Source organism: Pseudomonas sp. Fl5BN2, assembly GCF_009908205.1.
GTDB lineage: Bacteria > Pseudomonadota > Gammaproteobacteria > Pseudomonadales > Pseudomonadaceae > Aquipseudomonas.
This window is the reverse complement of sequence record NZ_JAAARL010000005.1, coordinates 265,909-290,410: the sequence shown is the minus strand read 5'-3', so window position 1 is coordinate 290,410 and position 24,502 is coordinate 265,909. Positions and strand designations below refer to the sequence as shown.

Here is a 24,502-nt window from a genome sequence, read left to right as displayed (position 1 = left end):
CCTGCTAGACAAACATTTTGTTCAAGCAGGCTTGCTTGATGTTGTTGAGCTTGGTGATTTGTTGTTGGTGTTGTTTTATAAGTGCATCGAGCTTTTGGAAGTAGTTGCCGATTTCCTGTTGCTCTTCATTTGAAGGGATAGTTACGAGCTGGCTCTTAACAATGTCGGAGTTTAGATTGACTTGGCTGCCCGGCTGGCCATATTGTTGCCACCTTTCCTCAAACGATTTTAACCACTGATACATATACTCAAGTTCAAAGCGAGGCTTTTTAAATATCAAGAAGCCATCATGAACGCCAGTTTCAACATAGTTAATTACAGGCTTACCAACACTCGCGGCTATACTCAAAAGCAGGTGCTTTTCACTCAATACACGAGTTTTTTCTTGACCAAGCTTTGAGATTCTCTGCTCTAAATAGTGAATACGCCCATCTTGCTCGGTCACATCTCTAATACGTAACCAGCCAACACTTGAATTTCTATCAAACCATTTAGGATCTTCAATAGGCCGAGGGCTTGCGCCGCGAACAATTTCAGCTAATGCACCTAGCTCTTTCTCCTCCCATTCCCCACTAAACCCTTTAAAGCGGATTTCTGGAATGGTTTCGCCTTGTTTGGGGAACATGCGTTCCAGCATGGCTTTTTTAATATTGCTGAGCTTTTTGTACTTTAGTTGGTGTTGGTCGATTAGGCTGTCGAGCTTTTGAAAGTAGTCGCCTATCTGGATTTGCTCTTCGTTTTTAGGGAAGAAACAAAAGCGATTCAAAAATTTATCAGGCGAGGTGTGCTTTACTGTCGTCCCTGAAGAAGTTGACACAACTTCTTTTTGTTTTTTTGTAGTGCGCAATAAACTATACAAAAAACCTGAATCACCTTTGAATCCAACTAATTTGCCAAGCCGTTGATTGTGAAGGTATGTGTAATTATCTCTTGGGATTATCGCCGGAAATCCCAAGGCTTGAGCTGTTGGAGTCAAGTCTGTCATAGTTATGAACATATCGTCAGGTTTGAATATATACCTAGGAGAAACTTCCTGTTTTATATCGTAGTATTGACCTTTGCCTGCTTGAAATCCACCGCCAATATTTACGCTGCCTGGCGTAAGAACTATGACTTCAGTGGGGCTTTTTTTAAAGTATTTACTTTGAAAAGCGAATCCATTTTCTAACTGAACCTGCTCGCCCAATATTTTCTCCTCCCACTCCCCACTAAACCCCTCAAAGCGAAGCTCAGGCACCTTATCTACACTCATCTTATTCGCCCTTCAACAAGCTAGTGAGTTCGGCCAAGCCCCGCATATCAAACTCATCGCCGGTGAGTTCGCCCATCATTCTAGTCAGTTTCTGCTCGATGCTGGTAATCTCGCTGGCCACTTGCGAATAAGTGACAGCGTATTTATCGGCAAGGGCTTGTACTTTTGTGGTGAGCTGGGTGATGACCGCGCTCGGCATCGCGGCGAGTTCGCGGCTTAATGGAGTAATCCATTTTAGGTACAGCAATGTATTCACTTGTTCGTTGGTTAAACCTTCTATGGTGGTTTTGGTTTTTATGTGCAGTGCCATCGCTTTCTTTTTTACATCGGCTTTAAGCTCGGCTTGGTCTAGTAATAACTGATCGGCCTTAACGACTTTACCTTCGTAAGTTTTTTGATCAAATTCAAACTCAGCTCTCAGAGTGTGTAAAAAACCATTTGCCTTAGCCTTAGCAAATGTACCGTCTTTACTTGATTCAATTTTGCCCCATTGAACTTGCTGGTTTTTTTCGATGAACTCAAGTTTCTCTGGTTTTTTCGCTTTATTGTCGAGTAATTCAAGATATTGGTTAAGCACACGGATTTCTTCTGAATCAACATCCGCATATATTTCTTTAAGCTTTTTGGTTAGTTCGGGCTTTACAAAGGCATCATTCTTGTCATTGAGTATTGGTGAGTCTTTTTCTTCTTCTGTAAACGATTCAATTATCTCTTCAATTTGAGATGTGATCTCTGCTAGTTTTGTTTCCTGGCTTTCTAAGGCGTGTAAGTCTTCGATTAAGTAAGTTTGTTGTACTAAATCAAACGGCATTATGTGGCCTTTCCAGCCTTCCTGTACCTCGGTATCTTTGCCATCTTTCTTCTTGGTCACCATGTTGGCATCCACTTGTTTAGTCGCGGCAAAGCCCTCGGTTTGCATCATTTCCAAATCGGCGCTGATGGTTTGCCACTGGTTATTCTGGTGTTGGTAAGCTTGGTATTTGTCGATTAACGCAATAGGCGCAAGTCGGCCAAATAACTCGGCACTTAATTGTGCTTCTTGCTGGTTGCGGTTAACGGCCGCCCAGCCTTGAATAAGGGTAGTGTTTAAATAATCGTCAAAACCCTTAAAGGCTTGGTTGTAAGTATTAATAAACGCAGCCACTTGTGGGTGCTGGGTAATAGTGGCATTCACCGCCTCTTTTTTTATGGCCAATTCACTGTAAGCGGCGGATTTGGGCGTGAACAGGGCTGCGTGCAGTTGTGGCAGGGCTTGCCAGTAGTTTTTAAGGCTTGCGATTTCGCTGTTGGGAATGCCGCCTAACATGGTGGCGTGTAAATCCCAGCTTTCGGCGGCAGCGGAAGAATCCACATAGCGGGGAATATTCAGGTTGTAGCCGTTGTCACGCAGGATTTGCTTTTCAACCACTTGAGAGAATTTATCGATATTTTCACGGTGAATCACCGCATCAACAATGCGTTTAATGTCGCTTGCTTGCAGCTTGTTGTTTTTGCCTTCTTTTATAAAGTGTTTGGAGGCATCGACCACCAATACATCGTTATTTTTTCTTTTTTGCTTGAGTACCAAAATAACGGTAGGAATGCCAGTGCCAAAAAAGATATTAGCGGGCAGGCCGATAATGGCGTCTATGTGGTCGCTCTCAATTAACTGCTTGCGAATTTGCCCTTCTTCACCGCCACGGAATAACACGCCGTGGGGCAATACAATGGTCATAATGCCATCGGGCTTTAGGTGGTAAAGGTCGTGCAGCAAAAAGGCAAAATCGGCTTTGGTTTTTGGGGCCAGGCCAAAACGCGAGTAGCGCGGGTCGCTCTCTTTATGGGCGGAATCCCAGCCTTGTGAGTAAGGCGGGTTAGACACTACGGCATCGACATATAAAGCGTTGTAGGAGCCTTGTGGGTCGCTTTCATCAAAGTAGGGCCAGTCGTCTTCTAAAGTATCGCCATTGCGGGTTTTGATGTTGCTGGCTTTAATGCCACGCATGATTAGGTTCATGCGCGTTAGGTTGTAGGTGTTGGCTTTTAACTCTTGGGCATAATATGTGATGTTGTCTTTGCTTTTGGCGTATTGCGCCACGGCTTCGCCAATGTTGATGAGCAAAGAACCAGAGCCGCTGGTAGGGTCGTAAATTTCGAGGGTGTCTTTGTATTTTAACTCGTGAGCGATGATGTGCGACATGAGTACCGAGACTTCGTGCGGGGTATAAAATTCACCCGCCTTTTTACCGGCATTGGCTGCAAATTTTTCAATTAAGTATTCGTAGATGTAACCCAGTACGTCATAACCTTGGTTATTGTTCATGGGAATGCTTTTAATCAGGTGTAGTAAGTCGCTAATGGCTTTGGTGCGTTTGCCTGCGCTTTCACCGAGTTTGCTCAGGCCTGTTTCCAGCGTGGTGAAAATTCCTTCAAATAATTTTTTGTAAGTGGGTGAAATTAAGCGGCTAAAGGCTGAGAGCGCATCGCGCACGTTAGATTCGTCAAAGTCTGATTTAGGGTCTACCCATGTTGAAAATAAATTGTCGTAGCTAATAAAATAACCCAAATTGCTTTGGATAAATTCGACGGCTTCAGGGTCTTCTTCGCTTAGGGCTTTAATGTCTTCTGCGGTCATGCCTTCTTTGGTGACAAACTGCACTAATTGGTCGCTAAGGTATTTGTAAAAAATAAAGCCGAGTATGTAGTCTTTGTATTCGTTTGCTTCAATTTTGGAGCGCATCTGGTTGGCGGATTCCCAGATTTTGGCGGCCAGTTGTTGCTTGTTCATATCCTGTGTTTCCTTCTCGAATTCGATAGCTTCGAAGTGCTGTAGTTTTGGCCGTGGGCCAATGAGCAGGGGTTAGTCAGTCGTTTGCGCAATCCCGGCAGATAGGCTCGGTCTGGTGCCAAAGCCATACCCGCGCTAAGGGTTGGTTCTATCGCCAAGTGGTTATCGCCCGTGGCCGATAGAACCCTTTGATTCATTGGGCTCGAGCCGGCGTATCGCCCATTTTCTATCGCCCAGTGAAGGTCGATAAGGTTCGATAGGTTCGATAGCGCGGTCATGATATCGCCCAGTATCGCCGCCAGCGGTTGTCGCCTTCAAAGCGGACTTCACCGCGCTCGATGAGGCTTTCCAGTGCGCGCCTGACCTGCTTGGGGTGAATTTCCCTGCCGATGCGCTGATATAGAAAGCCCAGGTTAGTCAGCAGTGTCCCATGCGTGAGCTGATAGTGATCGAGCAGTTCATCGTTGGTTTTTTCTTTGACGGAGGCCTTAACCCGGTCAGATATGCGAAGAGCCTGTAACCACTTGCCGAGTTTGGTTTCATCTGCTTCGGTGCGCGGCACGTTCAGGGTGGTGTGCGTTTCCCAGGGCAAAGCAGAACGTTCGCTGGCTAAGCGCATCACATCATCACCGGTCACGGGTTTGCTTTGATCGGCTACTCGCAAGTAATAACGACCATCGGTGGTAGAAGCCACCGACAAGGCTCGCTGGGTGCGCAATTCAATGTACTGTCCGCCATTCACGGTGTGCTTTGCCAGCTTGCGTCGCAGTATATCGGGTAGGTTAGAAGGAATGCGCTGACTGGCCGGTGGTGCGTCTTGGCCGTCTTCGATACCCAGCAGTAAGCGGCTGCCAGTAGCATTGGCAAAAGCAATGCAGTCTTTGGCAATTTCATTCCAATCGGCGGTTTTGCCAGTTACAGCCCACAAGGGTTTGAAGTCGAGCAGTTGTCCTTCCTGGCTCACACAGCACCTGTAATTTTATTGTTTATTCTTGTTCGCTCGCGTTTTCTGCGTCTTCATCCGCCCCACCGGCGCGCACCCAGTCATCCACCTCAGACAGCTGAAACTTCCACAGCCGGCCAATTTTGTGCGCCGGCAGGCCTTTTCGTTCGCGTCAGCGGTAGACGGTATCTTTGGCGATGCCCAAGTGTTGGACAACGTCGAGGGCGGTGACCCAGGGCTCGGTGGTCATGACGCACCTCCCTGTGCGTCATCCTTATGGATAGCCTTCGGCTGTGCAAAACACCTGTCCTGTTGTTTTGTCATGGTTTTGGCACCCGGTTAGAAGACTAGAGTCGTTTAAAGTCGTTAGCAGTCTACCCGATCTGCTTTTCCCGCCAAACCCTCCGATCCAGCGATCTTTGATCGCGCCGATCGGAGGGTTCATTCGCTTTTTTTCGAAGTCACCTCGTTCCTCCTCCCATTTCAAATTTGATTAGCGTCACGCCATCTTTTACCCGTCAGAAATGACTCACGATGGTTGTCTAGTACAGCTCCAGTGTGAGAGCGGATCTTGTTGTGGGGCCATGGCTAGAGATGTGGCGACACCGGCGACAGCGGCGACAACCCATGCAGAACAGGGCCTGGAGCGTGGCGACAAAAGTGGCGACAGTCGCCACTTTTTGCGCACTTTGGCCGGGATGCTTGACCGCCTTTTCGCGTGGGTATAACAATTGGCGCACGGACCGCTGTCGTTGGCAGCACCAGCCCAGGTAGCCAGAACCTTTAAGGCTACGCCACTTGTGTGGTGGTTCTTCCGAAGTGCGATTAGCGTCCGGCGGCTCGCACGGTCACTCCCCAAGAGTGATGGATGCCTACTCGACTGATCTGTCCACTGCGGCAGACGATGGACCTTCCTCGCTGCACTGCAGCAACCTCACCTCTCGGCACACTTCGCTGCGCCAGACTGCGCCCGTCTCTTTCTCCTGGAAAGAGACGGGCGCTCGTACTACTGCTGCAAGCCATGTCGTACAAGGCATTGCCGCAACTCTCCTCGTGACAATCGGCCTGACAAATCCGATTCGTTGCAATCCGCAACGACACAGGCACCGGTGCCGCAGTCTATGGAAAGGCTGCACCTGACTGACAGTCAGGCCTGCAACAGGTGTCGATGTTGTTGCCTTCTCCCACCCGAGATCTCTAGGTGCCGAACTCGTCAGCCGGCACGGCCTCCACCCGCCCGCATCTTCGGATGCGTCTAAGGAGGCCAGATTAATGGGTTCATGCCCTTGCTCCCGGTCGTAAGGAGCCGCGCGTTCCGCGTCAGTGAACACCTCACAGGCCGCAGGGGCCTTGATCCCTGATAACACTCAACAGCCGTGGCGGGACTACGTGAGGACAACCAGCAATGAACGAGGAGAGGGCCGATGCAGCAATTAGATCCGAAGCTTGAACTACCACGACCACCTCGACCGCTGATTGAGTCGAATCCCGTGGCCCAGCCTTATCCGGTGCAGGCACTGGGTGGGATTCTTAGGCCTGCGGTGGAGCGCATGGCCGAGGTCATCGGTGTGCCCCAGGCGCTGGCCGCGCAATCGGTGTTGGCTGCGTCGGCGTTGGCTACCCAAGGTCATGCCGGTTTACAGCTCGACGGGAGAAATTACCCTCTGTCGCTGTACCTGATTACGGTGGCCGCGTCCGGTGATCGTAAAACGGCAGCAGATCGATGTGCATTACTGCCTGCACGGCAATGGGAACGTGAGCAGTGGCAACGCTATCGCGAACAACTTGCTCGATACCGTGCCGTACAAAAACAGGCTCAGCGTATTAATCCTGGCGATCCTGACTCCGCAAACCGCGCTTTTGTAGAGGAGGAGCCCTCGGCCCCTAGGCTGATCACCACAGACCCGACTATCGAGGCGCTGATCAAGGGGCTCTGTCACGACCTCCCCAGCATGGGTCTGTTCTGTGACGAAGGAGGACAGTTCCTCGGGAGCAGCACCATGAGTCGGGATAATCGTTTGAAAGCGGTCACTACCCTGTCGTCACTCTGGGATGGCAGCCCGATAGATCGCGCTCGCTCTATGGTCGGTGAAAGCTTGCGGGCTTATGACCGGCGTTTGAGTCTGCACTTGATGCTGCAACCGTACTTGGCCATGCAGTTACTCAGTGACCCGTTGCTGCAGGGGCAAGGCATCCTTGGTCGCTGCCTGATGACCTGGCCCACTAGCCTTGCCGGGCAACGTAGCTATCAATCTGTCGACTTGTCCAAAGATCCCGCCCTGAAGCGATATCACCACCGCCTTTCGGCCCTATTTCATCAGCCGTGGTCACTTTCTGCTGACGGTGCTCTGTTGCTTTCAACGCTGACCCTCAGTGCGTTAGCTCGCCGTCGCTGGATTGATCTGCATGACGCCATTGAGGCTCAGCTGGGAGAGTTTGGTGAGCTGGCAAATGTGCGGCCCAGCGGATCAAAGGCCGCAGATAACCTGCTGCGCGTCGCCGGCATTCTTGCAGTTGTGGAGGAGAGCAGCGTCGTGGAGGTCGACCATATCCAACGGGCCTCCGCTTTAGTCGGCTACTACCTCAACGAGATCCAGCGCCTGACTGAGCAGGAGCCGGTGTGTCGAGTAAAAGAGGAGGCAGACCGGCTGCTGCGATGGCTACAGGTCAAAGATTGGAAGCGGTTCAGTATTCGTGAATTGAATCGCAACGGTCCCCGCTTTGCCCGCAAGAGCAGTCGTCATGCCGCCAAGCTGCTGGTCGAGTTGATTGATCATCAGTGGTTGATCACTGATGGCCACACCTTCGAGGTGCGCCATGTTTAATCTTGATGAAGCGCTGCGCAACCATCTGGCTCAGCGTCAAAAGGAGCCCAAAGCGCGATTTGTCGCCGCTACTGTCGCCACTTTGTCGCCACGCTCAAAACCAGGCAGGACAAGGGTTGTCGCCGCTGTCGCCAGTGTCGCCACCACCCATAAAGCTATCGCCTCTACGACAGCCATTATTCAATGGTTGAAAGAGGAGGGTGCGCATCTTTACGTCACCGACAACACGCTGTGTTTTCGCCCGACTGATTGGGCTCAGTTCGCGATTGTAAGTGCGCACTGGCGAGCCCTTTTGCATGATCTCGCTGCAGTCGATCAGGAACAGAAAAATGGCTCGGGTCGGTAAGCGAGCGGGACGTAATTTTGGCTTCGGTCGCCAGCTCAGCTATGCCGGACCGCAAGCACTGAAAGATCTGTTTGGCGACGGCCATTTTGCTACCGTCAAAGCCCATAGCGATCGCTGGCAGGCATTCGTGCGTTGGTGTCGATCCGAGGAAGGGCCAAGGCTCAATGACGCGCGACAGATCGACCGCGAGATCCTTATGCGGTACGCCTTCCATTTGCGCGAGCAGGTTGATCAGGGCAACGTCGGCATCGCCACAGCGCAGAACCGCCTGTCTAGCGTGAACCGAACGATGGCCGCGCTGCGCGGTGATCAGTACGTCAAAATCCCCAGTCCGAGCAAGGCGCTTGGCTTGCAGCGCTCAGGTGTGCGTAGTGAGGCCCCGCAAGGCCAAGACCGTGTCCAGATCGAGTTGATCGCACAGGCGTTGTCAGAGCGAGGCCAGCAATCGAGGGTGAGTGCCATTGTGCTCCTTGCTCGGGAGACCGGAATGCGCCTGCGTGAAGCGATCTTGGCGGACTTGCCCCGGCTGCAACGGGAGGCTCGGCAACTGGGCAAGATCAATATCCAGGACGGCACCAAAGGCGGTCGATCAGGCGCATCGGCACCGCGTTGGATTGCGGTCACGGATCAAGTTCGTGGCGCCCTCGACAGGGCCAGCGAGGCTTCACCCAAGGGCAGTCGGAATCTGTTAACACCTGATGAAAGCTACAAAGATTTCCTACAGACAATCGTGCGACCGGCACGGGACATCCTGCATGAGCATGGATTGAAAGGCTTTCATGAACTGCGGGCGGCTTACGCCTGTGAGCGCTATGAGCAACTGACCGGTTTCTCCGCGCCCATCAATGGCGGTCGTGGTCATCGAGAGGATCGAGCACTCGATCAGCGTGCACGCCAGCAGATCAGCCACGAGTTGGGGCATAACCGCATCGACGTGGTGAGTGCCTACATCGGAGGTCGTCGATGAAGTCCGAGTTCGATATGGCGTTGTTTCTGAGTCCCGTGCTCAAAGGTGCGCATGCCACGCGGCAGCGGCATATCAGGCAGGCAGAAAGGATGCACGAGGCGATTCGTGAGCGCTGGAGTTGTGCGACCCCGTGGTCCTGGAAGGAAAAGCACACCAGATGGTTTTTAGAGCACTATCTGCGTTGCTCAGCACCAGCGACCGTCTATTACTATGAATTAACAGCAGGGCTGATCCGCCGCAGAAAGGCGCAACTCGTGGTTGTCTGATAGACGCTTTTAAGCGTGAGCCCCTGAGTATGGGAATGCGGAGCCTTCCCATACTCAGGGGCTTGGCCGAAGAAGCGCAGGCATGCGGCAGATTTAGCAACAGTCGCCACTTCAGTCGCCCTGCTGCACGACACGGATTGTCGCCGGCTCAGCGTATCGGCACGACGTTACGGTCCCTGGTTTGATTGATGGCGGATGCCGACAGGCTGCCGGTGGCTGCCTTCTGGATATGATCACTCCACCAGGCCATCATCGGACGCCGGCGTTCGATGTAATCCGCCCGGTTGTAGGCGCTTCGAACTTCGTCTTTATCGACATGCGCCAGCGCGACTTCGATCAGCTCCGGATCCCATCCATGCTCATTCAGGATTGTGCTGGCCATGGAGCGCATTCCGTGGCTGACCAAGCGGTCCTGAAAACCCATTCGTTTCAACGCCATGTTGGCTGTTTGGCTATTCGCGTGGGTGCGGGGGTTTCTATCTGACGGGAACACATATTCCCTGTGGGCGCTATGGGGCTTAAGCGTCTCCAATAACGAGAGTGCATGTTCGGTCAGCGGGATTGTGTGCGGACGACGCTTTTTCATTCGCTCCGGAGGGATGGTCCAGAGGCGTTTGTCGAAGTCGATATCTGCCCATCGGGTGGTCGCCGCTTCGGAGGGGCGGGTCATGGTGTGCAGCTGCCATTCGATCAGGCAGCGGGTCGTCCGCTTGATGCTGGCGTTCGCGATTTCCATCATGAGCTCGGGAAGCTCATCAGCTGGTAGCGCGGCCATATTCTCTTTTTTGGGTTTCTTGAAGACAGCGCGAATGCCGCTGAGAGGGTTCGCAAAGATCATTCCGGAATTGACCCCGTAAGTCATGATCTCGTTAAGGCGCTGGCTTACCCGCTTCACGGTCTCGAGGCTACCTTTGGCCTCAATCGGCCGAAGGAGCTTGATGACCATCGGGGCATTCACTTCTGATAGCGGCGTTGATTTCATGCTCGGAAATACATGCAGCGTGAGTGAGCGCCAGATGTCTTCGGCATACGCCGGGGTGACGGAATCCTTCTTCAATTCGAACCACGCGGTGGCTACGTTCTCGAACGTATGTTCCGTTTCCGCTCGTTTGGCTTCCTGCAGTTCATTACGCTGAGCTTTGGGGTCGATGCCCTGTGCAAGCAGCTCTCTGGCCTCAACGGTTTTCTTCCTGGCTTGCGCAAGAGAAACCTCGGGATAGGAGCCGAGTGCCATGTTGATTCGGTTCTTGGTTACTGGATGCCGGTAGTTGAAATTCCACTGCATCGAGCGATTGACCCTGACTCGCAGCTGGAGCCCGTCGCCATCGGTGAGGACGTAATCCTTGTCTTTCGGTTTGACCGCCTTGAGTTGGCGGTCGGAGAGGCGGGTGGTTTGAGCGCACATGAGAAGTACTCCATGACACCTTTTGGTATTCCCAAGATTAGCGCCGGGTAGCCGGGAATACCATTGGGAATACCAAATCGCCTGGAACTCTAACAACCTCGAAAGCCTCCCGCAGCCCTGAAACCCCAGTATTCACTGGGTTTCAGGCACAAAAAAAGACGTCCGTGGACGTCTTTAGATGATGAAGTGGTGGAGCCGGGGGGATTTGAACCCCCGTCCGCCAGTACTCCGCTGTCGGTACTACATGCTTAGCCGTGTCTATTGAGTTAACCCTCAGCGACCCGACGGGCAGGGTGCTTTGGGCGAGTTGTGTAAGTTTTAGCCGCTTCGTCCACAACGTACTGCACGGCGATTCTGTTCTATATGACAATCATTTTGGGTTTACAGACATCCCCTGATGATTGCTGGACCCGAAGGTACCAGGGGGGAAGGGCTAAGGCTGCTTACGCAGCGAGAGCGTAATCCCCGTAGGTTTCGTCATTGGCAACTATAGGAAGTTGCAACAGTGGATTTACGAGTTCTGTTACCAACTCGGCATGCACCTAAAGTTTCGCAACCGGCGTCGAATCCTAAACGGCCCCGAACCTGTTGTGCATTACCAACAGGTGGGCGGAGTCTACGCTAACCGAGGCCAGAAGGCCAACCCGAAGGTTGGCCCAATGCATCGGCCTACTGATCGCCCTTGGTGTTGTTCTGCAATTGCTGGATGGCTTGGGTAGTCAGGGAGATGCAGTTCTTGGTGCCTTGCTCGGTGCCCTTGGCCTGTTCGGCGGTGGCTTGCTGGACCTTGGCGTCGATGTCGCTGCTCAGGTCCGAGCTCATGGCTTCGGTGCTGACCTTGGCATCCTTGATCTTTTGCAGGTTGATCTGGCACAGGTCCTCTTGCCCGGCGGCAAACACCGGGGAGGCCAGCATCGCGGCGGTAATGAACAGTCCAGCCAGTGCGGAACGCTTCATGGTGATCTCCTTGATTGCAGGGGCTCGGTGCTGCCGGTCAACAGGACGGGCGGCCGAGTGGGGCGAAGCCCTTTGGGTGCGGGCCTAGAAGATGGACCCTGGCCGGGTGCTGGGGTTCGGTTTTTTTTGCGATGAAACGCTGCCGCCGTTATCGCGTTTAAGCAGGCACAAAAAAGGGGCGAAACCGCCCCTTGTTGTGCCGCCCCTGAGGTCAGGCCACCTTGGCCCGGGTGACCCGGTCCACCAGGTAGACCAGCCCGTGATAGTCGATCCCGCCATGCTGGCTGAGGCCGACTTCACAGGTGCGGCTGGTGGAGATGCCTTCGCTGCAATACTGCACCGCATCCTTGAGGCTGCGCAGGGAGTGGGCATTGAGCTCCGGGGTGGTGAAGCCCTTGTCGCCGGCGAAACCACAGCAGTGGATGCCTTCGGGAATCACCACGTTGTTGCTGCAACGCCGGGCCAGTTCGATCAGCGCCTGGCTTTCGCCCAGGTGCTGGGTGCTGCAGGTGACGTGCACCGCGATCGGCGCTTCCTGCGGAGTGAACTCCAGGCGTTCCAGCAGGTGGCTGCGGATGAAGCGCACCGGATCGTAGAGGTCCAGGCGCACATCCCCCAGGTCCTGCACCAGGCGCAGGGTGCAGGGGCTGGTGTCGCAGTAGATCGGGTCGAGGCCGCCACGGCTGGCGTGGAGCAGGGCGCCGATCAGTTCCTGGCGCTTGTCCTCGGCCTGGGTCGCGTAGCCCTTGGAGGCGAACGGCTGGCCGCAGCAGAGGTTGTCCAGGTTGTCCGGCAGCACCACCTGGTAGCCGGCCTTTTCCAGCAGGCCGCGGGTTTTTTCGTAGAGCGACGATTGTTCCTTGTCCCCCGCTGCAGGCCCCATGACCCGGGACACACAGGCTGCCAGGTACACCACCCGCGGACGCGAATCGCTCACCGCCGGGCTGAAGCGAATGGCCTTTTCCGGTTGCGGCATGGCGTTGTTCCACTGCGGCACCTGGCCCTTGGACAGGCGCGTCAGGGTCGCCGACAGCTTGCTCAGGCGTGGCGCCCCCAGGAGCATGCGCGCGCCGTTGGCCACGTGCAGGGTGAAGCGCGCGCCCTGCAAGGTGCTGGCGAAGTGCGAGCCGAGCCAGTCGGCGGTGCCGTTGTGGGTGGCGTGTTCACTGCGCAGTTTTTTCACCAGCTCGCCGGTGTTGATGCCCACCGGGCAGCGCTGGGCGCACAGGCCGGTGGCGGCGCAGGTGTCGACGCCCTGGTACTGATAGGCCGCCTCCAGTTCAGTGGTGTCGATGCCGGCGCGTTTGCGCGCCTGGATATCACGCCAGATGACGATGCGCTGGCGCGGGCTCAGGGTCAGCCCCTTGGACGGACACACCGGCTCGCAGAAACCGCACTCGATGCACTTATCCACAATCTCGTCGGCCGCCGGCAGCGGCTTGAGGTGCTTGAGGTGGATCTGCGGGTCTTCGCTGAGTACCACGTCCGGGTTGAGGATGGCGTTGGGGTCCAGCAGGCGCTTGAGCTGCCACATCAACTGGTAGGCATCGCTGCCCCACTCCAGCTCGACGAAGGGCGCCATGTTACGCCCGGTGCCGTGCTCGGCCTTCAGCGAGCCGCCGAACTCCACCGCCACCAGTTGCGCCACATCGTCCATGAACGCCTGGTAGCGATTCACTTCCTCGCTGCTGTTGAAGCCCTGGGTGAAGACGAAGTGCAGGTTGCCCTCCAGGGCGTGGCCGAACAGGATCGCTTCGTCGTAGTGGTGCTTGTCGAACAGCTCGATCAGGCGATTGACGCCGATGGCCAGCTGTTCCACGGGGAAGGTCACGTCTTCGATGATCACCGTGGTGCCGGTCTTGCGCACCGCGCCCACCGCCGGGAAGGTGTCCTTGCGGATCGCCCAGAGCTTGGCGTTTTCCTGCGGGTCTTCGCTGAAATCCACCTGCTTTTCCACCGGGAAGGCGGCCAGGGAATTCATGATCTGCGCCAGTTGTTCGTGCAGCAGCGACGAGGAGGCGGCGCGGGATTCGATCAGCAGCGCGCAGGCATTGGCCGAGAGTTGCTGGACGAAGGCCGGCATGCCGGGCTTGTCCTGCACTGAGCGCAGGCTACGGCGGTCCAGCAGTTCCACCGCCGACACCGGCTGGCTCTTGAGCACGGTCACGGCGTTGCAGCAGGTGTCCACATCGGGAAAGACGATCAGCGCCGAGGCCTTGTTCGGGTGGTCGATCACCGTGTCGTAGGTCACCGCGCTGATAAAGCCCAGGGTGCCCTCGGAACCCACCAGCAGGTGGCTGAGGATGTCCAGTGGCTCGTCGAAATCCACCAGGGCATTGAGGGACAGGCCGGTGGTGTTTTTGAGCCGGTATTTGTGGCGGATCTTCGCTGCCAGTTCGCTGTTGGCGCGGGTGCTGCGGCCCAGTTCGGCCAGGCGCTCCAGCAGTGGGGCATGGCTGGCGCGGAAGGCGGCGACGCTGGCGCTATCTTCGGTGTCCAGGCGGGTGCCATCGGCCAGTACCAGGCGGATGCCGGCCAGGGTGTGATAGGTGTTCTGCGCGGTGCCGCAGCACATGCCGCTGGCATTGTTGGCGACGATGCCGCCGATCTTGCAGGCGTTGATCGAGGCCGGGTCGGGGCCGATCTTGCGTCCGAACGGCGCGAGCCAGGCATTGGCCTGGGCGCCGATCACCCCGGGTTGCAGGCGGATCTGCGTACCCTGGTGGCGAATCTCCTTGCCGTTCCAGTTATCCCCAAGAACGATCAGCACCGAGTCGCTGATGGCCTGCCCGGAAAGGCTGGTGCCCGCGGCGCGGAAGGTCACTGGCACCTGATCACGCTGGGCCAGTTGGAGCAGGGCGACCACTTCATCTTCGGATTCGACACGGATCACCAGCTTGGGAATCAGCCGGTAGAAGCTGGCATCGGTGCCGAAGGCCAGGGTCGAGAGCGGGTCGTCGAAGCGCCGCTCCTGAGGGATCAGTTGCTGGGCGTCACGCAGAAAAGCGGCCGGTAGGCTCATTGGTCCTCCAGGATCAGCACCACCAGGTCTTTCGGGCCGTGGGCGCCGTAAGCCAGGACTTGCTCGATATCAGCGGTCTTCGATGGGCCGGACACCAGCAGCGCGTTGGTCGGCATGCCGGCGGCCCAGTTCATCTGTTGCTGCACCTGATAGAAGTTGTCGCGGATCTCGCTGGCCTTGAGCAGGGCGAAATGCACCGGCGGCACCAGGCTCATCAGCCGCGGCTCTTCCCGGGTTGGCCACATGATCAGGCTGCCGGTGGCGGCGATCGCGCCCAGGGTGCTGGTGAGGCTGGCCGGGGTGTCGTTGAACAGCTCGGCTTTCCATTCTTCCACCGGGCGGTCGTAGGCCTTGAGCGCCGGTAATTGCGGATGCTCGGCCCAGTATTGGGTGACGCGCTGGCCGTGGGGCGTGCTCGGGGCGATCAGCAGGCTGGGCAGCTGGCGCTCCTGCAGCAGGCGGGCCAGCAGCTCTGGCCAGTCGGCGGCGGTGCTCAGGTGGATTTCGGTGTGCACCGCTTCCATCTGTTTGCGCAGCTGTGGGATGCGTTGCTCCGCGCTGTAGGTGTAAGGCTCGGTGACCAGCGCCTCGTCGAAGTTATCCACAATCGGCGTGGTGCCGGTCAGGCTGTTGCGCAGCTTGGCGAGGATCTTGTGTTTGGCGCTCATCAGCGGTCTCCCTGCTTGTCCAGGTGCTCACGGGCCAGGTCATGCAGCGACCGGGCGGCGGGTTTCGGCGCGCTGTGGTTCTGCGTCCAGGGGCCGATCTTGCTCGGGGTGAGGGCGCGCAGCCGGGTGGCCGCCAGGGTGAACAGGCGATACAGGGTCGGCGAGCTGTTGAGCCGGGCCCAGGCGTTCCAGATGAAACGCTCCTTGCGCGAATACTTGCTGCCTTGGCCGCGCATCACCTGATGAGGGCTGTCCGGGGCCTTGACGTTCTCTTCCCGCAGGCGTCGCAGCAGCGCCGGGATCGGGATCTTCACCGGGCACACTTCGCCGCAAGCGCCGCACAGCGAGGAGGCGCTGGGGTGATCCGGCACCTTGGCCAGGCCGACCATGTGCGGGGTGATGATCTTGCCGATCGGCCCCGGGTAAACCTCGCCGTAGGTGTGGCCGCCGACCCGGGTGTAGACCGGGCAGTGGTTCATGCAGGCACCGCAGCGGATGCAGTTCAGGGTCTGGCGCAGCTCGCTGTCGGCAAAGGCCTGGCTGCGGCCGTTGTCCAGCAGCACCAGGTGCACCTCCCGAGGGCCGTCCAACTCATGTTCCTTGCGCGGGCCGGAGATCATGTTGACGTAGGTGGTGATGGGCTGGCCCAGGGCTGAGCGGGTCAGCAGCGACAGCAAGGGGACCACGTCCCGCAGGTTCTCGACGACTTTCTCGATCCCGGTGACGGCGATGTGCACCGGCGGCACGGTGGTGGACATGCGCCCGTTGCCTTCGTTTTCCACCAGCAGCAGGGTGCCGGTCTCGGCCACGGCGAAGTTGACGCCGGAGACGCCGATGTCGGCTTCGAAGAATTTCTGCCGCAAGACCTTGCGACCGATCTGAATGAGTTGGTCAACGTCCTTGGTGTACTCCACGCCGAGTTTGTCGTGGAACAAGGACGCGACCTGACCGGCATTCTTGTGGATCGCCGGCATAATGATGTGTGAAGGCTTCTCGTGGTCGAGCTGGACGATGAACTCGCCCATGTCCGACTCAAGGCATTCAATGCCTTGTTCAGCGAGGACATGGTTCATTTCCATCTCTTCGCTGACCATCGATTTGCCCTTGATCACTTGCCGCGCCTCGTGAGCGCGGATGATCGAGAGGACGATGCCATTGGCCTCGTCCACCGTTTCCGCCCAGTGCACTGTCACACCGTTGCGGGTCAGGTTCTGTTCCAGGCGCTCGAGCAAGTCGGGCAGCTTGGACAACGCCCGGGCGCGAATCGCGTTGCCCAGGGCGCGCAGGTGTTCTCTTTCGTGGGCATCGCTGAACGAAGCCGCACGCTTGGCCATGAGTGAATCCATGGCGCTGCGAAAGTTGTTTCGCAGTTGCTTGTCACCCAGGGCCTGGTGGGCCCGGGTGCGAAAATCGTCCGCCACCGTGGTGGTCGGAATCAGCTCTGGGGTGCTCATTGCGCACCTCCAGTCCGTTGCCAGAGGAAGCTCGCCAGGTGCTGGCCGCGCAATGCCTCTTGCTGTTTCTCCAGGGCGCCGTTGATGTTCATCAGGCAGCCGCAGTCGGCACTCAGTACCTGGTGCGCGCCGGATTCCTTCAGCGCACGGGTCTTGTCCGCGACCATGGCGCCGGAGATGTCCGGCATTCGGACGCTGAAAGTCCCGCCAAAGCCACAGCATTCGCTTTCGTGGCTGTGTTCTACCCGTTCCACGTTGCTCAGCTGTGACAGCAGCTCACGGCCGTGCAGGTGGGTGTTCATTTCCCGACGTGCCGAGCAGGAGGTGTGCAGCGCCACCTTGACCGGCGCGCCGCTGTCCTTGAGCTGCACCTTGCACACGTGCAGCAGGAACTCGGCCAGCTCGTAGGTGCGGGCGGCCAGGGCCTGCACCTGTTGCAGCGTTTCGGGCTCGTCCTTGAACAAGTCCGCGTAATGCTCGCGCAGCATGCCTGCGCAGGAACCCGACGGCACCACCACCGGATAGTCGCCGGCAAACAGCGCCAGTTGCGAGCGGGCCACGGTGCGCGCCTGCTCGGTGTAACCCGAGGTGTAGGCCGGTTGTCCGCAGCAGCTTTGCCCTTGCGGGTAGTCCACGCGAATGCCTTCGCGCTCCAGCAGGTGAATCGCATCCATCCCGGCTTCGGGATAGAACAGGTCGACCACGCAGGTGCCGAACAGGTAGACCCGCGACGGCTTCGCGCTGGGGTACTGCCGGGGTTCGGCCAGCGGCGGTGCGACACGGGTCGCATTGGGCACGGCGTTGTAGAAAAGCTCGCTCATCAGGCGTGTCTCCGGGTGGTCCCGGTTATTCGTCCGTCGAGGCGGCTGAAAGATAAACCAGCAAGCTTTCAGCAGCCTTGCAGACCGGGTGGTGAATGACTGACGCCGCGGGTGAGGGCGGCGTCGGTTCCATCGGTGTCGCGGGTGTTGCTTAGTGCACCAGCATGCCGGTGAACCAGTAGGCCTGGGCCAGGGTGATCAGACCGACAATAGTGGCAAAGAACAGACTGTGCTTGAGGGTGAAGCGGAACAGGTCCGATTCCTTGCCCACCAGGCCGGTGGCGGCGCAGGCCACGGCGATCGATTGCGGCGAGATCATCTTGCCGGTCACGCCGCCGCTGGTGTTGGCCGCGACCAGCAAGGTGTCATTGACCCCGATCTGGTGCGCGGTGGTGGCCTGCAGCGAGCTGAACAGGGCGTTGGACGAGGTATCGGAACCGGTGAGGAACACTCCGAGCCAGCCCAGGAACGGCGAGAAGAACGGGAACGCTGCACCAGTGGCCGCCAGTACCAGAGCCATGGTCGAAGACATGCCCGAGTAGTTGGTGACGAAGGCGAACGCCAGCACCATGCCGATGGACAGGATCGGCCAGCGCAGCTCGTAGAAGGTCTCTTTTAAAGTGGTAAGACCAGTTTTGACATTGATCTTCAGCACCAGCATGGAGATCAGCGCGGAGAAGAAAATCGCCGTGCCAGTGGCCGAGATCGGGTCGAGCTTGAACACCGCCGGGATGGCGGTCGGGGTGGTGACGATCGGCGCCATCTTGATCACCATCTGATCCAGATGCGGGATGGCGAAGTTGAATACCCAGGCGTACATCGAGCCGCCGGCGGCGAACATTGCCTTGAAGGGCTTGAGGGTCCAGATGGTCACCAGCACGGTGAGGATCAGGAACGGCGACCAGGCCTTGAAGATCTGGCCCAGGCTGTAGGGCGAGGCCTGGGTCTGGCGTGGCTGGCCGAAGCCCCCGGCGCTGGCGGTGATGGCGACGCCGGAGGTGGCACCGGCAATCTGCGCACCGGCGGTGCGCTTGGGCTGCCAGATCTTCAGGAACAGAGTCAGGGAGATCAGGCTGGCCAGGGCCGAGGTGATGTCCGGCAGTTCCGGGCCGATGAAGTTCGAGGTGAAGTACTGGGTGACGGCGAAGCTCAGGCCGGCTACCAGCGCGGCTGGCCAGGTTTCTTTGACACCGCGCATGCCGTCCATCATGAACACCAGCCAGAACGGCACGAACAGCGACAGCAGCGGCAGCTGGCGGCCGGTCATGGCGCCGATCTTGAAGGCGTCGATGCCGGTTACCTGGCCGGCGACGATGATCGGAATCCCCAGGGCGCCGAAGGCCACCGGCGCGGTGTTGGCGATCAGGCACAGGCCGGCGGCGTACAGCGGGTTGAAGCCCAGGCCCACCAGCAGGGCGGCGGTGATCGCCACCGGTGCGCCAAAGCCTGCCGCACCTTCGAGGAAGGCGCCGAAGCAGAAGCCGATCAGCAGCACCTGCAGGCGTTGGTCGTCGGTGATCGACAGCACCGAGCTGCGGATGATTTCGAACTGGCCGCTCTTCACGGTCAGCTTGTAGAGGAAAACGGCGGCGACAATGATCCAGGCGATGGGCCACAGACCGTAGGCAAATCCATAGCCAGCGGCAGCGAAGGCCATGTCGACGGGCATCTGGAAGGCGAAGATCGCCACCAGGATCGACAAGGCCAGGGTGATACTCCCGGCGACGTGTCCTTTGAGGCGGAACACGGCCAGAGCCAGGAAGAAGAACACGATCGGAATGACGGCGGCGAGGGCGGACAAGCCGAGGCTGCCAAGCGGGCTATAGAGCTGTTGCCAGGTTTGCATAATGGGGTGGCCCCTAATTGTTGTTGGTCAGGCACTGCTAGCGTATTGGTTAATTGGTAAGACCAATTTACAATCACTGTTGGCTAGGGTAAAAGCCTTGTGCTCGGTGTGTCAATTTGCCGCCCTAAAACTTTTGTCGAATGCGCTATGGCGCGGGCATCTGATCGGTGCAAATGGCCGCGTTCTGCTAGGTGTTGGCGCGCGGTGAATAGGCCAGAATAGAGCCCCCCGGCGAAGGGTCGGGAGGGTGGAGAGTGAGTTATGGGGTTTGATCAGATACGCCAGCGCCGTTTGTCCGACGATATCGTCGAGCGTCTGGAAGGGATGATTCTCGAAGGCACTTTGACGGCCGGCGAACGGCTGCCCGCTGAGCGCGCCTTGGCCGAGCAATTTGGTGTCTCCCGGCCCTCATTGCGCGAGGCGATCCAGAAACTCACGGCCAAGGGGCTGCTGATCAGCCGCCAGGGCGGTGGCAACTATGTGGTGGAGTCCCTGGGCTCGACTTTCAGTGATCCGTTGCTGCACCTGTTGGAAAACAACACCGATGCCCAGCGCGATCTGCTGGAGTTCCGCCATACCCTGGAGGCGTCTTGCGCTTATTACGCGGCGTTGCGGGCGACGGCGGTGGACCGTGAGCGGTTGACTCAAGCCTTCGAGGAACTGCAGGACTGCTACTCCCGCTCGGACGATGCCAGCCGCAGTGAAGAGGGTGCAGCGGATGCCAAGTTTCACCTGGCGATTGCCGAGGCCAGCCACAACGCTGTGCTGCTGCACACCATTCGCGGGCTGTTCGACCTGCTCAAGCGCAACGTGGTGACCAACATCGGCGGCATGTACAAGCAGCGCACGGAAACCCGCGACATGCTGATCAGCCAGCACCGCGACCTGTACCAGGCGATCATCGAAGGACGAGCCGAAGAGGCGCGGGAAATCTCCAGCCGGCACATTCTCTATGTGCAGGAAGTGCTCGAAGAAGTGCGTCAGGAAGTGCAGCGAGTGGCCCGGGCCGAACGGCGCAAGGGTATGTAATGCAAATCGCCGGCAAGCCGGCTCCTACTTGGGTGTTGTAGGAGCCGGTTTGCCGGCGAAAGCGACCTCAAGGCAGGAAGATCAGTCTTCCTTGCCCTTGGTTCGCACCGCACGCTGCAGCTCGCGATCGGAATCGCGCTCGCGTTCGGTATGACGCTTGTCGTATTCCTTCTTGCCCTTGCCCAGTGCGATTTCACACTTGATCAGGTGCTTGCTCCAGTAGAGCGAAAGGCACACGCAGGCGTAACCCTTCTGCTGCACGGCGGCAAACAGCTTCTCCAGCTCACGCTGGTTGAGCAGCAGCTTGCGCGAGCGCGTCGGGTCGGCGATGACGTGGGTGCTGGCGGTGGTCAGTGGCGTGAAGTGGCTGCCGAGCAACCAGGCTTCGCCGTCCTTGAGCAGCACATAACTGTCGACCAGTTGTGCCTTGCCTGCACGCAGACTCTTTACTTCCCAGCCGGCCAGGACCATGCCAGCCTCGAACCGATGTTCGATGAAGTAATCGTGCCGCGCCTTTTTATTTTGCGCGATGGTCCCTGTTGGGTGTTTCTTCTGTTTAGCCATAGGGGCGGCATTATAGGGAGTTGCGAGCGCGTCGGCTACGGTGAAGCAGCGTGCTTGAGCAGGTTGATTGAATCCCGGACAATGCGCGCTCTTTTTTTTCGGTTGGGCGTGTTAACGATGTCGACAGACAGGGTCTCTGTCCACGGCGGCTGGGCAAGCCGCTGGGTCTTTATACTCGCTGCAACTGGTTCGGCCGTGGGCCTGGGGAGCATCTGGAAATTCCCCTACATGGTCGGCGTCTATGGTGGTGGTGCCTTTGTCCTGGTGTTTCTGGCGTGCATTGCGCTGATCGGGTTGCCGGTGATGCTGGCAGAAACCCTGATCGGACGGCGTGCGCGGCAAAGTCCGGCGAATGCCTTGAAGGTGCTGGCACTGGAGGCTGGGCATTCGGCCAAGTGGTCCTGGGGTGCCTTTGCCGGAATGATCACGGCGCTGCTGATTCTCTCCTTCTATAGCGTGGTGGGTGGCTGGTCCCTGGACTACATCATCGATATGGGGCGGGGCGACTTTCAGGGTGTCTCGGCGGATCAGGTAGGGGCTTACTTTTCTGCGGTGACTTCAGATCCCTGGCGCCTGACTCTATGGCACACGCTATTCATGCTGTTGTCGGCACTGGTAATTGCCAAGGGTGTGGTCGCCGGGCTTGAGCGCAGCCTGCGGATCATGATGCCACTGCTGTTCGTGATGTTGCTGGTGCTGCTGGGATACAGCATGACCACCGGCCACTTCGTGCAGGGGCTGCACTTCATGTTCGATTTCAGCCAGGAGCAATTGCTGGATGGGTTGTTGCCGGCCATGGGGCATGCGTTCTTTTCCCTTAGCGTGGGTGTCGGCTCGATCATGATCTACGGCGCTTATATGCCCAAGCACGCATCTCTGTCCGGTACGGTGGTGGCGGTAGCACTGCTGGATACCTTCGTGTCCCTGGTGGCGGGGATGGCGTTGTTTCCTATTGTGTTTGCGGCAGGCTTGAGTCCCAGCGAAGGGCCGGGGCTGATGTTTATCAGCCTGCCGTTTGCCTTCGGGAATATGGCGTTCGGCCAGCTTATGGGCGTAGTGTTCTTTATCCTGGTGGCGATTGCTGCATGGAGCTCGGCTATCTCGCTGTTGGAACCGATGGTGGCTTATCTCGTCGAGAGGACTAAAATCCGCCGCGGCTGGGTAACTTTCTGGCTGGCATTCAGTTGCTGGTTCGTGGGGTTGGGAACGGTTTTTTCCTTCAATATCTGGCAGCAGGCCAAGTTTTTCGTGAGCGATGGCGGCGTTTTCCACCTCTACCAGTGGGGCGCGGCGGGCGGTCTGGATTTCTTTGGTGTGATCGACTTTTTCACCTCGCGGATCATGTTGCCTCTTGGCGGTTTGTGCTTCGTGGTATTTGCAGGTTGGGTGATGGGCCGTGAGGCGGTTCGTGATGAGCTGTCGTTGCGTCGTCCGCTGATATTCGCCCTGACCATGTTTTTGATGCGCTATGTGGCGCCCGTCGGCATTCTTGTGGTGTTTGCCGCCCAGTTGTGGAAATAAAGCTCACATGACGACCCATATTCAACGCTCGGCCCTTCTGCCCTATCCGGCGCAGTTCCTCTATGACCTGGTCAACGATGTGGCCCGGTATCCGGAGTTTCTTCCTTGGTGTTCTTCTGCGCAGGTGCTGGAAAGCAGCGAAGAGCAGATGCGCGCGAGCCTGGCAGTGGCCAAGGGTGGAATGAGCCAGCGTTTTGTTACCCGCAATATCCTGGTGCCAGGGCATTCGATCGAGATGAATCTGGAGGAGGGGCCGTTCAATCAATTGCACGGTGTGTGGGTGTTCAAGCCATTGGGGGAGAAGGCCTGCAAGATCAGTCTTGATCTGTCCTTCGATTACGCTGGGCCTTTGGTGCGTGCCACATTGGGGCCGCTGTTCAATCAGGCGGCGAATACCCTGATGGACGCATTCTGCCAGAGGGCCAAGCAACTGCATGGCTGAGTCCCTGATAACGATCGAAGTGGTTTACGCTGCGGTTGATCGTCAGTTGCTGCTCAAGGTGGATGTGCCTGATGGTGTGACTCTGCGCACGGCGTTGCTGGCTTCTTCTATAGAGGAGCAGTTCCCGGAGTTGGATCTGGCGAGTTGTCCGGTAGGGATCTTCGGCAAGCAGATCATTGATCCTGAGCGGCATGTGATTCAGGCGGGGGATCGGATCGAAATCTATCGTCCGCTGTTGGCTGATCCAAAAGAGGTACGACGTTTGCGGGCACTTAAGGCTGCTGAGGCGCGTAAGCGAGAACAGTGATTTTTTGTGACAAACAATAAAAAGCCCGGGCATGCCCGGGCTTTTTTATGTCGGCAGAAATTATTCTGGCGAAGTGTCCAGTGGTTCAGGTGTTGGTACCGGAACGGTTTTGACGCCGTCCACATCCTTCTGAATCTGGTCGAGCAGAGAGCCTGGTTTGGCTGGCTTCTCGGCTTTTGGTTTTTCGACGTTCTGGGCAGGCGCGGTGACGGTGTTGGCGCTGTCCTTGCCTAGCAAGGCTTCGTCGCGACTTACACCCGGCATGAAGTCGCCGGCCAGGCTGACCAATTGGTCGTTGCCGTTGAAGATCACGCTGACGCGTTCCTGTTGGCGTTCACCGCCACCAGGTTGCAGGCTGTACAGATAATCCCAGCGATCGGCGTGGAACGTGTCGGTCAACAGGGGGTTGCCCATGATAAACCTTACTTGTCGTCGGGTCATTCCCGGACGCAACTGGTCTATCATGTCCTGCGTGACGACATTGCCCTGCTGGATGTCGATTTTGTAAACCCCGGGGAATGAACAACCGGCGAGTGCGAGCAGTCCCACGAAGGTGAAACTGGTTAGCAAGAGCTTGGTGTTTTGCATCGGTGGGCGACTTCCACTATCTTGGCTGGGACAACGTAAACCCCGATCATACCCGCATTAAGAGAAGCTGCGAAGCAGCATCGGCGAGAAAGCTGACCATGGTTGAAAATAGCGAACTACGTAAAGCCGGCCTTAAAGTGACTCTGCCACGGGTCAAAATTCTACAAATGCTCGATTCCACTGAGCAGCGGCACATGAGCGCTGAAGATGTTTACAAGGCGCTGATGGAAGCTGGCGAGGATGTGGGTCTGGCCACGGTTTACCGTGTACTGACTCAATTCGAGGCTGCCGGTTTAGTGGTGCGCCATAACTTTGATGGCGGTCACGCGGTATTCGAGCTGGCGGATGGCGGTCACCACGACCATATGGTCAACGTGGAGTCTGGTGAAGTGATCGAGTTCTTCGACGAAGAAATCGAAAAGCTTCAGAAGGCGATTGTCGAAAAGCACGGTTTCGAGTTGGTGGATCACAATCTTGTACTGTATGTGCGCAAGAAGAAGTAAGCCTCTCAC

At 57.3% G+C, this 24,502-nt stretch carries 21 protein-coding genes and 1 other RNA gene; 9 read left to right on the top strand and 13 right to left on the bottom strand.

All coding sequences use genetic code 11. The features are described from left to right. Positions 1-4: 4 nt before the first annotated feature. The 3 genes from GV819_RS09410 to GV819_RS09400 all read right to left on the bottom strand — a co-directional run bounded on the left by GV819_RS09410 (position 5) and on the right by GV819_RS09400 (position 4,983). Positions 5-1,252 carry a restriction endonuclease subunit S gene (locus GV819_RS09410; RefSeq protein ID WP_161755787.1) on the bottom strand — a complete coding sequence of 416 codons (1,248 nt, stop codon included), beginning with the start codon at positions 1,250-1,252 and terminating at the stop codon, positions 5-7. 1 nt (position 1,253) lies between these two features. Next, on the bottom strand, positions 1,254-4,019 hold the full coding sequence (locus tag GV819_RS09405; protein WP_161755785.1) for a type I restriction-modification system subunit M: 2,766 nt from the start codon (positions 4,017-4,019) through the stop codon (positions 1,254-1,256). A gap of 274 nt (positions 4,020-4,293) precedes the next feature. Beyond that, positions 4,294-4,983 (bottom strand): AlbA family DNA-binding domain-containing protein, encoded by a 690-nt coding sequence (locus GV819_RS09400; RefSeq protein WP_161755783.1) that lies wholly within the window; start codon positions 4,981-4,983, stop codon positions 4,294-4,296. 1,403 nt (positions 4,984-6,386) lie between these two features. On the opposite strand from GV819_RS09400, the gene GV819_RS09395 reads away from it, so the two are divergent. From GV819_RS09395 to GV819_RS09380, 4 genes are read left to right on the top strand one after another with little or no spacing between them, the layout of a single operon-like run. Then, on the top strand, positions 6,387-7,787 hold the full coding sequence (locus GV819_RS09395; protein ID WP_161755781.1) for a YfjI family protein: 1,401 nt from the start codon (positions 6,387-6,389) through the stop codon (positions 7,785-7,787). Further along, positions 7,780-8,133, top strand: a complete 354-nt coding sequence (locus GV819_RS09390) for a hypothetical protein (RefSeq protein ID WP_011332380.1) — start codon at positions 7,780-7,782, stop codon at positions 8,131-8,133. Before GV819_RS09395 ends, GV819_RS09390 begins: the two co-directional genes overlap by 8 nt. Further along, positions 8,117-9,100 carry an integrase domain-containing protein gene (locus GV819_RS09385; RefSeq protein WP_161755879.1) on the top strand — a complete coding sequence of 328 codons (984 nt, stop codon included), beginning with the start codon at positions 8,117-8,119 and terminating at the stop codon, positions 9,098-9,100. The genes GV819_RS09390 and GV819_RS09385 overlap by 17 nt, the downstream gene beginning before the upstream one ends. Beyond that, the gene (locus GV819_RS09380; protein WP_102717862.1) at positions 9,097-9,366 is read left to right on the top strand and encodes a hypothetical protein; all 270 of its coding nucleotides are present in this window, start codon (positions 9,097-9,099) and stop codon (positions 9,364-9,366) included. The genes GV819_RS09385 and GV819_RS09380 overlap by 4 nt, the downstream gene beginning before the upstream one ends. 148 nt (positions 9,367-9,514) lie before the next feature. Here the strand turns inward: GV819_RS09380 and GV819_RS09375 are convergent, their stop codons facing one another. From GV819_RS09375 to GV819_RS09340, 8 genes are all read right to left on the bottom strand, one after another. After that, positions 9,515-10,771: an integrase domain-containing protein gene (locus GV819_RS09375; protein WP_161755780.1), complete on the bottom strand. Its 1,257-nt coding sequence runs from the start codon at positions 10,769-10,771 to the stop codon at positions 9,515-9,517. A gap of 187 nt (positions 10,772-10,958) precedes the next feature. Next, positions 10,959-11,352, bottom strand: a transfer-messenger RNA (tmRNA) gene (gene ssrA / locus GV819_RS09370). 88 nt (positions 11,353-11,440) lie between these two features. Continuing rightward, entirely contained in the window at positions 11,441-11,728 is a 288-nt protein-coding gene (locus GV819_RS09365) for a hypothetical protein (protein WP_047335671.1), read from the bottom strand. Positions 11,729-11,939: 211 nt separating this feature from the next. After that, positions 11,940-14,750, bottom strand: coding sequence for an FAD-binding and (Fe-S)-binding domain-containing protein (locus GV819_RS09360; RefSeq protein WP_161755778.1), 2,811 nt, complete (start codon positions 14,748-14,750; stop codon positions 11,940-11,942). After that, positions 14,747-15,418, bottom strand: a complete 672-nt coding sequence (locus GV819_RS09355) for a LutC/YkgG family protein (protein ID WP_161755776.1) — start codon at positions 15,416-15,418, stop codon at positions 14,747-14,749. Before GV819_RS09355 ends, GV819_RS09360 begins: the two co-directional genes overlap by 4 nt. Continuing rightward, positions 15,418-16,872, bottom strand: coding sequence for a LutB/LldF family L-lactate oxidation iron-sulfur protein (locus GV819_RS09350; protein WP_161755774.1), 1,455 nt, complete (start codon positions 16,870-16,872; stop codon positions 15,418-15,420). The genes GV819_RS09355 and GV819_RS09350 overlap by 1 nt, the downstream gene beginning before the upstream one ends. Next, positions 16,869-17,693 (bottom strand): (Fe-S)-binding protein, encoded by an 825-nt coding sequence (locus GV819_RS09345; protein WP_161755772.1) that lies wholly within the window; start codon positions 17,691-17,693, stop codon positions 16,869-16,871. Before GV819_RS09345 ends, GV819_RS09350 begins: the two co-directional genes overlap by 4 nt. 151 nt (positions 17,694-17,844) lie before the next feature. Beyond that, entirely contained in the window at positions 17,845-19,539 is a 1,695-nt protein-coding gene (locus tag GV819_RS09340) for a lactate permease LctP family transporter (RefSeq protein ID WP_161755770.1), read from the bottom strand. Positions 19,540-19,800: 261 nt separating this feature from the next. Here GV819_RS09340 and GV819_RS09335 point away from each other — a divergent pair, with 261 nt between their 5' ends. Beyond that, entirely contained in the window at positions 19,801-20,568 is a 768-nt protein-coding gene (locus tag GV819_RS09335) for an FCD domain-containing protein (RefSeq protein ID WP_161755768.1), read from the top strand. Positions 20,569-20,649: 81 nt separating this feature from the next. Here GV819_RS09335 and smpB read toward each other — a convergent pair whose 3' ends face one another. Then, entirely contained in the window at positions 20,650-21,132 is a 483-nt protein-coding gene (smpB, locus tag GV819_RS09330; RefSeq protein WP_025131431.1) for an SsrA-binding protein SmpB, read from the bottom strand. A gap of 117 nt (positions 21,133-21,249) precedes the next feature. Here smpB and GV819_RS09325 point away from each other — a divergent pair, with 117 nt between their 5' ends. From GV819_RS09325 to GV819_RS09315, 3 genes are read left to right on the top strand one after another with little or no spacing between them, the layout of a single operon-like run. Next, positions 21,250-22,653: a sodium-dependent transporter gene (locus tag GV819_RS09325; protein WP_161755878.1), complete on the top strand. Its 1,404-nt coding sequence runs from the start codon at positions 21,250-21,252 to the stop codon at positions 22,651-22,653. 7 nt (positions 22,654-22,660) lie between these two features. Next, entirely contained in the window at positions 22,661-23,095 is a 435-nt protein-coding gene (locus GV819_RS09320; protein ID WP_178125061.1) for a type II toxin-antitoxin system RatA family toxin, read from the top strand. Beyond that, the gene (locus tag GV819_RS09315) at positions 23,088-23,402 is read left to right on the top strand and encodes an RnfH family protein (RefSeq protein WP_161755766.1); all 315 of its coding nucleotides are present in this window, start codon (positions 23,088-23,090) and stop codon (positions 23,400-23,402) included. Before GV819_RS09320 ends, GV819_RS09315 begins: the two co-directional genes overlap by 8 nt. Before the next feature lie 60 nt (positions 23,403-23,462). Here GV819_RS09315 and GV819_RS09310 read toward each other — a convergent pair whose 3' ends face one another. After that, a complete protein-coding gene (locus tag GV819_RS09310; protein WP_161755763.1) occupies positions 23,463-23,990 on the bottom strand; it encodes an outer membrane protein assembly factor BamE in 528 nt (175 codons plus the stop codon). Positions 23,991-24,088: 98 nt separating this feature from the next. Here GV819_RS09310 and fur point away from each other — a divergent pair, with 98 nt between their 5' ends. Then, on the top strand, positions 24,089-24,493 hold the full coding sequence (fur, locus tag GV819_RS09305; RefSeq protein WP_011059185.1) for a ferric iron uptake transcriptional regulator: 405 nt from the start codon (positions 24,089-24,091) through the stop codon (positions 24,491-24,493). Positions 24,494-24,502 lie beyond the last annotated feature (9 nt).